The 13,144-nt window shown below is 49.5% G+C and carries 13 protein-coding genes; 4 read left to right on the top strand and 9 right to left on the bottom strand.

Annotated features, from left to right (window positions below; genetic code table 11):
* Nucleotides 1-140: 140 nt before the first annotated feature.
* The gene (pstS, locus tag H8L47_RS03995; RefSeq protein WP_186951893.1) at nt 141-1,184 is read right to left on the bottom strand and encodes a phosphate ABC transporter substrate-binding protein PstS; all 1,044 of its coding nucleotides are present in this window, start codon (nt 1,182-1,184) and stop codon (nt 141-143) included.
* Between the two features lie 280 nt (nt 1,185-1,464).
* Here pstS (H8L47_RS03995) and ppk1 point away from each other — a divergent pair, with 280 nt between their 5' ends.
* From ppk1 to H8L47_RS04010, 3 genes are all read left to right on the top strand, one after another.
* Nucleotides 1,465-3,561, top strand: coding sequence for a polyphosphate kinase 1 (gene ppk1, locus H8L47_RS04000; RefSeq protein ID WP_186952032.1), 2,097 nt, complete (start codon nt 1,465-1,467; stop codon nt 3,559-3,561).
* Nucleotides 3,562-3,563: 2 nt separating this feature from the next.
* Nucleotides 3,564-4,043, top strand: a complete 480-nt coding sequence (sixA, locus tag H8L47_RS04005) for a phosphohistidine phosphatase SixA (protein WP_186951894.1) — start codon at nt 3,564-3,566, stop codon at nt 4,041-4,043.
* Between the two features lie 99 nt (nt 4,044-4,142).
* Complete coding sequence (locus tag H8L47_RS04010) at nt 4,143-5,030, top strand: EamA family transporter (RefSeq protein ID WP_186951895.1); 888 nt, start codon at nt 4,143-4,145, stop codon at nt 5,028-5,030.
* A gap of 3 nt (nt 5,031-5,033) precedes the next feature.
* Here the strand turns inward: H8L47_RS04010 and H8L47_RS04015 are convergent, their stop codons facing one another.
* The 3 genes from H8L47_RS04015 to H8L47_RS04025 all read right to left on the bottom strand — a co-directional run bounded on the left by H8L47_RS04015 (nt 5,034) and on the right by H8L47_RS04025 (nt 7,360).
* On the bottom strand, nt 5,034-5,900 hold the full coding sequence (locus H8L47_RS04015) for a UDP-2,3-diacylglucosamine diphosphatase (RefSeq protein ID WP_186951896.1): 867 nt from the start codon (nt 5,898-5,900) through the stop codon (nt 5,034-5,036).
* A 2-nt stretch (nt 5,901-5,902) separates the two neighbouring features.
* A complete protein-coding gene (locus tag H8L47_RS04020; RefSeq protein WP_186951897.1) occupies nt 5,903-6,667 on the bottom strand; it encodes a GNAT family N-acetyltransferase in 765 nt (254 codons plus the stop codon).
* A gap of 222 nt (nt 6,668-6,889) precedes the next feature.
* A complete protein-coding gene (locus tag H8L47_RS04025; RefSeq protein WP_222616382.1) occupies nt 6,890-7,360 on the bottom strand; it encodes a hypothetical protein in 471 nt (156 codons plus the stop codon).
* A 195-nt stretch (nt 7,361-7,555) separates the two neighbouring features.
* Between H8L47_RS04025 and pstS (H8L47_RS04030) the strand changes: the two genes are divergently transcribed.
* Nucleotides 7,556-8,605, top strand: a complete 1,050-nt coding sequence (pstS, locus tag H8L47_RS04030; RefSeq protein WP_186951898.1) for a phosphate ABC transporter substrate-binding protein PstS — start codon at nt 7,556-7,558, stop codon at nt 8,603-8,605.
* A gap of 10 nt (nt 8,606-8,615) precedes the next feature.
* Here the strand turns inward: pstS (H8L47_RS04030) and H8L47_RS04035 are convergent, their stop codons facing one another.
* The 5 genes from H8L47_RS04035 to H8L47_RS04055 form a co-directional block, all read right to left on the bottom strand.
* Nucleotides 8,616-9,404, bottom strand: coding sequence for a DUF4184 family protein (locus H8L47_RS04035; protein ID WP_186951899.1), 789 nt, complete (start codon nt 9,402-9,404; stop codon nt 8,616-8,618).
* A gap of 15 nt (nt 9,405-9,419) precedes the next feature.
* Nucleotides 9,420-10,112 carry a penicillin-insensitive murein endopeptidase gene (locus H8L47_RS04040; RefSeq protein WP_222616383.1) on the bottom strand — a complete coding sequence of 231 codons (693 nt, stop codon included), beginning with the start codon at nt 10,110-10,112 and terminating at the stop codon, nt 9,420-9,422.
* Nucleotides 10,109-10,747: a VOC family protein gene (locus H8L47_RS04045; protein WP_230413565.1), complete on the bottom strand. Its 639-nt coding sequence runs from the start codon at nt 10,745-10,747 to the stop codon at nt 10,109-10,111. The genes H8L47_RS04040 and H8L47_RS04045 overlap by 4 nt, the downstream gene beginning before the upstream one ends.
* A gap of 41 nt (nt 10,748-10,788) precedes the next feature.
* Nucleotides 10,789-11,727 carry a hypothetical protein gene (locus tag H8L47_RS04050; protein WP_186951901.1) on the bottom strand — a complete coding sequence of 313 codons (939 nt, stop codon included), beginning with the start codon at nt 11,725-11,727 and terminating at the stop codon, nt 10,789-10,791.
* Between the two features lie 95 nt (nt 11,728-11,822).
* Nucleotides 11,823-13,049: a hypothetical protein gene (locus H8L47_RS04055; protein WP_186951902.1), complete on the bottom strand. Its 1,227-nt coding sequence runs from the start codon at nt 13,047-13,049 to the stop codon at nt 11,823-11,825.
* Between the last annotated feature and the right edge of the window lie 95 nt (nt 13,050-13,144).

Raw genomic sequence — 13,144 nt, forward strand, 5'->3', positions numbered from 1 at the left:
AGGGATTGCAGTTGGTGCAGTCATGTTGACGGAGGACATTTGGGTAGTCATGGGTGTCTTTTCCACCGGAAGGTAATCCGGACTTAACCGGATTACCTCGTTCTGTTTAGTTCAGCTTCTGAACAGGTTGAAACTATTTATTACCAGATCGCCTTGCCGGATGCGTCTTTGATTTTTGCTTTCCAGCCGTCGTCGATCAATTTGACAACAGGTGCTGGCATGGCGACATAATCCAGCTCAGTAGCCATGGCGCCACCATTCTTGAATGCCCAGTCAAAGAACTTCAACACTTCTTTGCCTTTTGCAGCATCGGCTTGCGATTTATGCATAATGATGAAAGAAGCACCAGTGATAGGCCAGGAAGCTTTACCAGGCTGGTTAGTCAAGACCAGGTACATGCCTGGCGCTTTACTCCAGTCAGCGCCTGCAGCAGCGGCCTTGAAGTTTTCGTCATCTGGCGCAGCGAACTGTCCATCAGAATTTTTCAACAAGGTGTGAGTCATCTTGTTTTTCTTTACATAGGCGTATTCCACATAACCTATGGAATTTCTAATTTGCCTGACGCTGGAAGCTACGCCTTCATTACCTTTACCACCCACACCGACTGGCCATTTGACCGCAGTGGCAGAACCAACTACTGTTTTGAAGTCAGCATTGACTTTGCTCAGATAGTCAGTCCACAAGAATGTAGTACCAGAACCGTCAGAGCGATGTACTACCGTAATGTCTTCTGCTGGCAATTTCAAACCGGCATTGATGGCTGCGATTTCTGGCGCATTCCATTTAGTGATCTTGCCCATATAGATGCCTGCCAATACGTCACCTGTCATCTTCATTGTGCCAGGAGCGATACCTTCCAGATTGACGACAGGAACCACACCGCCGATGATGGCTGGAAATTGCACCAGACCTTCAGCATCCAGTTCTTCGAGCTTCAAAGGGCTGTCCGAAGCGCCGAAGTCTACTGTTTTTGCCTTGATTTGCTTGACACCACCACCGGAACCAATGGATTGATAGTTCAGACCGTTGCCAGTAGCTTTTTTATAAGCTTCTGCCCATTTTGCATAAATTGGATATGGGAAAGTCGCACCAGCACCAGTAATGTCGGCAGCGTGAGCAGCGCCAAATGTGACAGCGACGCCAATTGCAGCGATAAGAGTTTTGACAACACGTTTGATTTGCATGTTCACCTCAGAGTTAAATAACAGTATTCAGTACTACGAGGCGCACTGTACAAGCCAAATATGACAAGATTATGACTTAAAATAAAACCCATGAAATAATTAACCTTATTATCATTTTTATGTCATAAACTTGTCATGCGAACAGTCTAAACTATCCGCGTATATATATGACAGCCTTTATGACATGCAAAAAATTATGCCAAATCAGGATGTACCCTCTTCTGCAACTACGTTGGAAGAAATGAAACAGACTCCCAACACTGAAATCAAGACGGCAACCATGCCAGTCAAAACTGCAGCGCCAGAATTGTCACGCTCTGTGATTTTTCTGGACAGGGAAATGTCACAAATCGCCTTCAACTGGCGTGTACTTGCTCAGGCGGAAGACCGCAGCATCCCCTTACTGGAGCGCTTGAAGTATTTGTGTATCGTTGGCAGTAATCTGGATGAGTTCTTTGAAGTCAGGGTCGCGAGCCTGTTGGCGCAAAACACGATAGACGGCGAACTGGTACAACATCCGACTTTTCAGGCCATGCTCAAGCGGGTCAGCGATGAATGTCATCAACTAGCAAAAAGACAATATGAATTGCTGAATCAGGAGATCCTGCCGCAGCTATCCAAAAAAGGCATACACCTGTTACGCCATTCAGAGCGCAATGAAGCCCAGCGCGCCTGGGTAAAGTCTTATTTCGAGAGGGAAGTCAGGCCCCTGCTGACACCCATAGGGCTGGATCCGGCCCATCCGTTCCCTCAAGTCGTCAACAAGAGTTTGAATTTCATCGTTTCGCTGGCAGGCAAGGATGCTTTCGGTCGCGGCACGGCCATCGCCATCGTCAAAGCCCCACGCGTTTTGCCACGCATCATACGTTTGCCGGATGAACTTTCCAATAACGGCATGGCCTTTTGTCTGCTGTCTTCTGTTATTCACTCGCATATAGAAGATTTATTTAATGGCCGTGAAGTCATCAACTATTCACAGTTCCGCGTCACCCGCGACAGTGATTTGTGGGTTGATGAAGAAGAAGTCAAGAATCTGCGCCAAGCTTTGCAGGGTGAATTGCAAACCCGTCAGTTTGGTGCTGCCGTGCGTCTGGAAGTGGCAAAAAATTGCCCCGAGAATCTATCCCGCTTCCTGCTCGAACAATTCTCCCTCGACAATGACCGCCTGTATCCAGTCGATGGCCCGGTAAACATGGTCAGGCTGGGTGAACTGGTAGACCATGTCAAACAGCCTAATTTGCGCTTCCCGCCCTTCTCAGCCAAAGCGATAGGCAAATACGCGCATGCCGACATTTTTACTTTGCTGCGCAAACAAGACATACTCTTGCATCACCCTTTCCAGCCTTTCCAGACCGTCATTGATTTCATACGCTCGGCATCGCAAGATCCTAGCGTCGTCGCTATCAAGCAGACTATCTACCGAACCGGCATGAATTCCGATTTGATGGAATCCTTGATCACGGCAGCCAGGCTGGGCAAGGAAGTCACCGTCATCGTCGAGCTGATGGCGCGTTTTGATGAAGAAGCGAATATCAACTGGGCCGACAAATTGCAACGTGCCGGTGCACAGGTAGTGTATGGCGTGGTCGGCCTGAAAACCCATGCCAAACTGGCACTGGTGATTCGCCGCGAAGAAGGTGGCACTCTGCGCCACTATGCCCATCTGGGCACTGGCAATTATCATCCTTCGACTACACGCTTTTATACTGACTTTGGCTTGTTGACTGCCCACCCAGGCATGGCTGCGGAAGTGAATGAAGTATTCATTCACCTGACTGGTTTGACCAAACCCAAGAAACTCGAATATCTGTGGCTGGCACCATTTGCCCTGCAACCGCAAATCATCAAGGCCATACGCAATGAAGCACGCATAGCGCGTGAAGGGCGCCCTGCCCGCATCATCGCGAAAATGAATGCTCTGCTGGATGAATCCGTCATTCGTGCCCTGTACGCGGCATCGGCAGATGGCGTCAAGATAGACCTGATCATACGCGGTGCCTGCGCCTTGCGTCCTGGGGTACCTGGCTTGTCAGAAAACATCAAGGTACGATCCATCATAGGCCGCTTCCTTGAGCATAGCCGTATCTATTACTTCCGTAATGACCTGGCGCATGATGTGTATCTGGCCAGTGCTGACTGGATGAACCGCAACCTGTTCCGCCGCATTGAAGTGGCTTTCCCGGTGCTGGAGAAATCTTTGAAGAAGCGCGTCATTTCCGAGGGTCTGGAACCCTATCTGAAAGACAATGTGAATGCATGGACGCTGGATTCAGACGGTCGTTACGAGCGCAAGAAAGCCAGAGCAAAGCAAGTGCAATTCTGTGCCCAGCAACACTTGATGCAAACTTTGGGTTCGCTATCTGATACGGATAATTAATAATGGATCTCATTCTCTGGCGTCATGCAGAAGCAGAGCCGGCGACGGCAGAACTGACTGATGAATTCAGAAAACTGACCGGCAAAGGAAATAAGCAGGCAAGTAAAATTGCTTACTGGCTGGATAGCACACTGCCTGAAACATGCAGGATACTGGCGAGCCCGACCATACGCACCAGGGACACGGCGGAAGCACTGATAGCCTGCGGCAGGAAGTATAAGATCATGCCTGAACTGGGGCCAGCGGCCACAGTCAGCGATGTATTGACTGCCGCAAACTGGCCAAATAGCCGAGAACCGGTACTTATCATCGGCCATCAGCCTTACCTTGGACAAGTAGCTGCCGAGCTTCTAGGACATCCCTTGCAAGAGTATGGTGTACGCAAAGGCAATGTCTGGTGGATCACGCAAAAGCAGCGTGAAAATGAAGTTGTGCAAACCTACTTGAAAGCTATCATGTCGCCAGATCTGGTGGTGAAATAAACTTTTTGTTCATTGGTCACGCCTGGTAAAAATACTGGTGCACAGCAGCGAACGTGGCTTGCTGATACTATGGAGGGCCGTCTTTACCCATAAAGCACGATGAAACCCTTGCACATCCTTGCCGCCTTGCTTGCCGTCATTACCTGGGGCATTAATTTTGTTGTCATCAAAATCGGCTTGCAGGGTTTGCCACCTGTGCTGTTCACTGCGTCGCGCTTTGTGTTTGCCGCCCTGCCCCTGATCTTTTTTGTTCCCTTGCCCAAGACTTCCTGGAAATGGGTGATTGCCTATGGCATGTTCCAGTTTGCCTTCCAGTTCACGCTGCTGTTTTGCGGTATCAAGCTGGGCTTTCCTGCTGGACTGGCTTCGCTGGTCATGCAGTTGCAGGCATTTATCACTATGGGCCTGGCTGTCGTGATCATGGGTGAAAAACCACAGTTCGTACAAGTATTAGGTGCCTTGATCGCCTTGTCCGGCATGGCGCTGGTCGCCATGAATTTGGAAGCACAGGCAACCATCGTTGGTTTCGTGCTGGTTGTTGCTGGCGCAGTATGCTGGGGTATCGCTAATATCGTCACCAAGAAAATAGGTGTCGTTAATCCCTTGTCCATGGTGGTGTGGGGTTCGGCGATTGCCAGCCCGCCCTTGCTGCTGGCATCTTTCATGATGGAAGGAATGGACGCCTGGCATGCCGCATATGCGCAACTCAACTGGACTTCGATCGGCGCCATCGCTTATCAAGCCTACCCCAATACCATCGTTGGTTTTGGCATATGGTCGTGGCTGATGCGCAAGTATCCCGCTGCAACAATTGCACCATTCACCCTGCTGGTACCCGTGGTGGGCATGCTGACAGCTTCTATCGTTTTAAATGAGACTTTATTCTGGTGGAAAATTTGCGCTGGATTATTGGTGCTTGGTGGCCTGGCTTGCAATCAACTTGGTATGCGCATCTGGTCGTGGTTCAGACCAGCAGCAGCGACCTGAGCATTAGCTCGTAACGACCTCAAGTTCAGCCTCTTCCACATGGGTATCTTCCACTGCGTCTGCCACATGCTCGGGGTGGCAGATATCATGCCAGGTCACCAGCCTGAGCTCACCCTTGGCATCTTCCACCAGGGCTGACAAACTCTCTACCCAGTCGCCATCATTACAATACAGGATGCCACCTATGTCGCGAATTTCTGGCTTATGGATATGGCCGCAGATAATGCCGTCCAGGCCTTTGCGCCGCGCCTCATCTGCCAGTGCGTCTTCAAATTGCGTGATGTAGCTGACCGCGTTCTTGACCTTTTGCTTCAAGTATTGTGACAGCGACCAGTAAGGCATGCCAACGCGGGCGCGCCAGTTATTGAATATCTGGTTGAACTTCAGGATCAAGGTGTAGAGGCTGTCACCCACATAGGCCAGCCATTTGGCACAGGCGATGACGCCATCAAACCTGTCACCATGCAAAACCAGCATGCGCTTGCCTGCGGCCGTGGTATGCACCAGCTCGTCTCTGATCTTAATGCCACCGAAGTCGAGATCGATAAACTGGCGTACTGATTCATCATGATTGCCGGGCACGAAGATCACATTCGTGCCTTTCTTGGCTTTTTTCAGGACAGTTTGCACGACGTTGTTGTGAGTCTGATCCCAGTACCAGCGGCGCTTGAGTTGCCAGCCATCGATGATGTCACCGACCAGATACAGAGTATCTGAGTCGGTTGCACGCAAAAATTCCAGCAACTTGGCCGCCTGGCAGCCGCTCGTTCCCAGATGCAAATCTGAAATCCAGATAGTGCGGAAACGCTGGGTTTCTTTCTTACCGGTTTTATACAATTTGCTATTCAGGAACTGATCGGCTGGCTTCATATTTATTGCTCCCCTGTGCCGTAATGGCGTGCGTAACGGTCGTCCAGATTCGCCAGCGGCAACATGACGAATAAATCAGCACTATGGAAATCAGGGTCCCAGGCTGGATCACCACACACCCATGCACCAGCACGCAAATAACCTTTCAACAGCGGCGGAATACGTGCTTCTGTCGACGTGCTATCGATTTCATCGAGAGGGAAAGGAGTATGAGGCGTAACGCGGTATTCCAGTGGAGAGAAATCTCCTGCAGACAAACCACGGTATATTGCAGCAGCATTCTGGCCACCATCAGTCAGACTAATACTGGCGCAACCTATCAGGTGCGAGCAACGTTCGCGGCGCATGTAGGCAGCCAGGCCAGCCCACAGCAACATGATGACAGCACCACTACGATAATCTGGGTGGATACAGGCACGTCCAGCTTCTGCCACGCTATTGCGTATATGCTGCAAGCGGGACAGATCGAATTCTGTTTCAGAATAATAGCGCCCCAACTGGCGGGCAGCATTTGGCCCCAGTATGCGGTAAGTGCCAACCACTTTCAGGGTCTTGGAATCACGCACAATAAGGTGATCGCAGTGCTCATCAAATTCATCTTTATCCAGGCCATCTGGATTGGATAAAGCAGATAAGCCCATGCTTTCTATAAAGACCTTATAGCGCAAGCGCTGGACTTCTTTCACTTCTTTTGCCGTTGTAGCAAGGCTCAGATTGAGTTTGGAAAAACTGGGATTAGCATCGGCGGGTATCGTGAGTAATCGCATTCATCGTCCTTGTCATGTTGTTCGTTGATCCGACGAACGAAGAATAATCAAGGATTACTTCAGCAATATGACAGTAGGATGTCGGTTTGATGACAAGTCAAAAAAACAACAATCCCTGAATGACTTACATCAGACAGGGATTCTCAAGCAAAAATCAATGCATATAGACGGCAGCTCACCTCACTCAAGCGAGTGCAGCCCTTGCCAGTCCATCAGCTTGCATTACTTTTCTTTCTTTGGCCGCCCTGCCTTTAGCGGGGCCAGGCCAGCGATCAATTTTTTTAAAGTAGGCACATCTGTCTTACCCAATAAGGCCACGCCTATACGCAACAATTGGCTTTTCTTGACTTCCACCCCAGCTTTCAGGCAGGCTTTTTTTACGGCACCAAGTGCGGCATATTCACTTTCCGGCATGGTGAAGCTGTCACGCACCAACTTGGGTTTTTTGAGCTTTTCTACGACGACTTCTGGCACTGGTTTCACTTCCCCGGTTTTTGCTACAGGCTTGCTTCGAGCAGGCGCTCTTGCAGTAACTTTTGCCGTTGTTTTTACTGGCGCTTTTTCATCCGTCACGGGCTTGCTGACAACCTTGTTCTTGCTTGCTGCGACTGGAATTTTCTTAATAGCCACGACTTTTTTCTCTGCGCTTGCTGCCACTACCGGACTCAATTTCTTCGTTGTTACGGTTGCCATTCCAGCCTCCAGGTTAGAAAACATGTAAACAATATAAACAATATATTGTTGTTATGCAAGGAAGAAGCATAGCCAGCAGAAATGACAGGGACATTACGAAAAAATGGTCCCGCCGAAAAAATATCGCATGTCATGAGATAATCCGCGCCATTTTCCTTATGCAGGATCCCGAAATTATTTCGTTTTACTTTATATATGATCTCACGCAATTCTTTATTATTCCCCCTTGCATTACTCCTCTCCCCTGCCATTACCCATGCGCAAATTCAGGGTTCAGGATCGTCAGCAGCAGCTCCACTGTATCAAAGATGGGCTGATGCCTACAGCAAAACTGGCGGTACAAATATAGTCTACCAAGCCCAGGGCTCTTCTGCCGGTATCAAAAAGATCAAAGAAAACAGTGTGGATTTTGGCGCGAGCGACGCTGCCATGAGTCAGGCAGAGCTGAAAAAAGAAAAATTGATACAATTCCCGTCTGCTATTTCTGGCGTCGTTCCTGTCATTAACCTGCCAGGTATCAAGACTGCCGAGCTACGCCTTACTGGCGAGATACTTGCAGGTATTTTTTCTGGTGACATCACAATATGGAATGATGCCGCTATCAGTGCGCAAAATCCTGGCGTGCGACTACCCAATAAAAACATAGAAGTCATCGTGCGTCAGGATGGATCCGGCACGACATATAATTTTTCTGACTATCTGAGCAAGTCCAGTAAAAGCTGGCAGGCAAAATTTGGCAGGAACTTCACTATTCCCTGGAACACCCGCCTGACACAGGTCAAGGGTAGTAGCAGTATAGCCAGCACTCTCAAGAAAACACCGTATGCCATCAGCTACATCGACTACAACTATGTAACTCAGGAAAAACTCGACTTTGCCTTGCTGCAAAATCGCGATGGTAGATTCATTGCCCCTTCAGCCGAGGCATTTTCATCTGCCCTGACAAATAGCAACTGGAAAGCCAATGGAAATTTTGAAGAAATGCTGACCGATAAGCCAGGCCTGAAAAGCTGGCCCATTACCATGGGTACTTTCATCGTCATGCAGCAACGTGCTAAAGATGCACAGCAAACCACCGCCGCCATGAAATTTTTCACCTGGGCCTTTATGCGTGGTGACCGCTATGTCAACAGCGTTGATTTTGTACGCCTGCCCGACCACCTTCAAGCCAGAATATTCAAGGAAATGACGACAGTCACCGATAAAAAAGGGGAAGTATTGAACTGGAATTTGAACCCCATGTAGGGCAAAAATTTCATCCTTGCACGTGGGATGCAGTCCTGGCCCTGGCTATCAACAAGGCAGCAATACTCAACAGCAAGGCGAAGCTAGTAGTCGCACATAGGGCAAGGCGAAAGAGGAAGGCTTCTTTCGCCAATGTACCATCAGCCATGCTGGACATGCCATATGCCAAAGGCAAGCCCAGCAAGAATGCCGTCATGGCCGTGCTGACCAATAAAATATAACGCCATTGGTCGCTTTCTCGAGGTTCGAGTATGACGATATGTGGCAGCTTCTTTTGCCATTGCAGATAGCAGTAAGCAAGGCCGAACAACCCAAAGAGCGTACTCAGATGCTGCAATAGATGAAAAGCTTTAGTATGAATACCTGCTATTTCAACTGGTTTGCGCAGCACCTCGAAATAGGCAACGGCGAATCCGCTGGCATGCGTGAATGCATCCCAGACTATATGTGTCGCCGCCCCCAGGATCAATGCCAGTGAAATCCAGAAAATTTGCGGCCCCACCAAAGTCTGGGGCAATGTGGCATGCACCTGCAGTGCCTGTCTTTGCATTTGCGGCAACAAATAGATGAAGTGAGCTTGCGTCAAACGCATAAACATGAAAACGGCCCAGCCCATGGGCAGGCACACCAGCAGCAATCCCGGCCACTGATGGGCCAGCGTAGCCAGGTCAAAAGCAAACACATAGTAGCCAAGATCAGGAGCAATACTCCCTATGATCAAAGCCATGAGATTGAAGCGCTGCGGTGCAAGACGTTGCAAGGGAAGGATGGCGAGCGGATGAGCGAATGTCCAGGGCATGGTGACTGGTTGAGCTTAGTTCTTTTTGCAGGAAATGGCGAAATCGACATGATAATGCTCATCATGTCTGATCCATGCTTTACCCTGCATGAAATTCAAATGTTCTTGCAAATAGGAGCCGCGAGGTGTGGCAAATAATTTTGCCTGATAAGGCGGGTCAATAATCACCAATGCCAGGCTTCTGCCCTTTGCTTTTGCTGCCAGGTCCAATTGATACAAATGCTCGGCCAGGGCGACAAAGTCGATACGATAATCAGCAAAGCGCCCTTGCGCATCAAAGTCAATCTCATAGCCAAATTTATTGCTGACAGTACCTGGCAGGGGCCTGGATACGCCTTGTGCATCCACCACTGGGACCATGAAATCGACCGACAAACCATTTTTGTGGGTACGATGGGGGCGTATGCGCCCCCCTTTTTTCCAGCCTGTTTCGCCATAAACAAAAACTTTATCGCTGGCCGTTAATTCCAGTTGCTGATAAGCGAGAGCAATAATGTCTGCCACCGCAGAATGGACATAAGTTCTGCCCAGGCTCACACCGAGGGCACTATAAGCAGAAAAATTACGGCCCTCAGCGGGCAAGCTAACGCCACCTTCCAGACGCCCATTGGCTACAGTTCCATAGCATGTACTTTTCGCTTGTGCCGCACAAGACAATGCCGGGACCATACATGCCAGCCAGATAAATGCACACCTTAATATGTTCAAGACAATATCCGCAATCCAAATGGTGTCATGATGTGGGCGATCAATTGAGGTGCTAGTCCTGTCAAAACGGGCTTGATTTCTATATTGCCTTCCACTTTCAATTCCTGCATCAATTGAGAAAACCTGATCGTATCAGGATGCAACAATTCAAGCTTGAGCAAACTCATACCCTGATCATGCATGCCAGTTGCGGGGTGTGCCACAGTATGCCATTCGATTAAGGCAGGCGCGATGCCTTGCAAGGGCAAGGAACCATCTTCTGGTATTGTGATCAGCCAGTGATTGCCTCCACGGCTCATGGCTTCGATGTTACCTAGATTTTCCTGTGTCTGGCCTATGGCCGCTTGTATATCTGTCGTACGCACCACCCAGTTTGATAGCCGTGGCTGGCTAACTGGCATCAGCGTATCCAGCGCAAACCAGCGTGGTCGCGCTGGCCTGGTGGCATTGGGATTTGGTGCTATCACTTCGAGAAATAATTCAGGGCCAAGGCGCACAAACATATTGTGTGTGCCCATGCGCGCGTGTTCGCCGCCAGCCTGTGGCTCAACCCCCAATACGCGTTTGACATACGCTGCACCTGATATCAGATCAGGTGCCGTGATGGTGATGTGATCTATGATGCAAGCAGGCAAATTATCCTCGGCATTGTCCAGAAGAAGTAAGCTGAGCCAGTCTATTTGACTGCATCGGCTTTGGCTGGCGGGGGATTTACGGCTGCCGGAGTAATGGTCACAGGTACTAACGGCACCGCTGGCAAGGCACTGCGCCATGCCTCTGGCGTACAGAGTTCCCATTTTGCATTTGGTACATAAAACAGCGCTGCCTGTTTGCGCGAGAGGAAATGGAAAGACGGTTGCTGTATCGCTTTGACCGAGCCATCAGCAATAAAATACTCGATAGAAAAACGTGGATAAGCCATGACCAGACCACCAACGGCAAAAGAAACATCCTCTGGCTTGATGATCTCTGCCACTTTTTCTTCGCTGGTGCCAGTGGTGACCTCCATCAAACGCAGCCTGGTCTTTTCAAACAGTTCACGCTCAGCCATGGATTCGCGCGCACTGTTCAGTTTGCGTAATATGCCGAAAGGATTTGTGCCGATATCGACCAGTGAACCGATTTGCGACAGCGATGGATTATTGACGACTTCGACAATACTGCGCCAAGTGGATTTGCCGGAGAATTGTAAAGTCACTGCGGACGTATTTTGGCTGGCAGCCAGCAGCCCCTCAATCCAGGCATTGGCATCTTTCGCCCAATGATACTTGATTGCCGAGGCATAGCCACGGCAACTATAAAATGCCAGCGCATCTTGTTTGGAGACTGTGCCGGAGAGTTTATTATCGACAAACACCAGGCCACCAATATCTCCATCCGTCATGGCCACATAGGCAATATTGCGTCCTTGAGCATCTTTCATCTCGAAGCGCTCCATGGCTGACTCTGGAGGTACAGTCGTAATCACATAGCGTGCATCGGATTTTTGGTCAACTGCCAGACTTTTGATCGGGCCAGTGTTCTTGCTGGACTGGTCTATATTGTTAGCGGCGAGCACTGGATAAATAAAGCACAGCGCAAATGCTGGCAGGCAGGCAAGTAAAGGTGATCGCATATGATGAAAAAGATTTATAAAGAAGCAATCTTAACTGAAATTACTTCTTTATAGCACTTTTCATCGGCAAAAGACAAGCTGGGTAAGTGACGGCTTTAATTGACAATCACTTCAACAACGACCATCAACTCAGGGAAATCATCACGCTGGACCCTGACATGATAAACGCCGGGCTGCACGGGTGCCGTATAAGCACCGAGTATATCAATTGTCCCGGCATTGGCTTCCACCAAAGACCAGGTGGTAGGCTGACGTATGTAATACATGCCTGGCGGGTAATTAATCCCCGCAGAAAAGAAATACTGAGCCCCGGCTCTCAAGCTGATGCTTCTGGTTTCGACATTCAGATAAGGTGTAAACACTGGTGATGATGCACTATTTACCGTGATTGTGGCTGTGGCATTCAGTGCCGGAAAATCTTCTCTTTGCACCATAACATGGTATACCCCGGCTTTATCCGGCGCAGTATATTCACCGTTGAGCGTGATACTGCCACCATTGTTTTCCTGAACTGACCATTTCACAGGCTGGCGGATATAACGCACATTTGGCGGGTAATTGGTGGCAGCAGAAAAACTCAATTTACCGTTGACTGCCACTGTTGCCGTCATTGGCATGAGTTCCAGAGTAGGTTTGAAACTCAGATCAGGATTATCCAGCGGCAGCCCGACTGCTGTCGCCTTCGCCAACAAATCCAGCATCTGACTTTGTTGTGCTGCACTCATTTTTGCTTTCAGGCTATCCAGCAATTTATCTTGTGCATCGCCAGCACTCGCATTGACCGAAGTTGCTGCCTTCAAGGGGGTGCTGTAAAAATCGGTCAGCTTGCTGAGATCGGCATAGACTAGTAAAGCTTGCGTGACATCGGCTTGCGCCTGTTTGATGGTGCTGGCTGTCACCGCTTTTTCTATCGCTGCGGCATCAGGATTAGCGAACACCCCGCTCATATCGCTACGCATCAGGCGCGTCGATAACATGTCGGTCAAAGGTGTCAAATTAACGACACCTGCATTGATGGCAATTGCATGCAGTTTTTTATTGTCTGCCGGATTGTTCACTTGTAATACGCACGGCGGCGCACCACCTGCGATTGTCAGGGCATAAGCGCCATCAGAAGCTGTTGTGGTGGTGCCACTACCAGTGCGACATTTGGCATTGACAGGGGCGCCGGATATCGCCATTCCTGTCGCTGCCGTACCGGATAAAGCCAGCCCGGTCGCTGGCGTCACTTCGCCAGAGATTGCACCAGTACCCGTGCCACCACCACACGCCGCCAACAACACTGCAGAAAAGCAAAAGCCCAAACCAAGAGCAGGTTTCAATTGACTCACCTTGCAGAAATTTTGTATTGAAGCCAGTGTAAAACTCAGCTTGCGCCAAGTCTGCTTAAAACTGTATGTAAATTGTCACCAAATTG

Source organism: Undibacterium umbellatum (assembly GCF_014284125.1).
Lineage (GTDB): Bacteria > Pseudomonadota > Gammaproteobacteria > Burkholderiales > Burkholderiaceae_D > Undibacterium > Undibacterium umbellatum.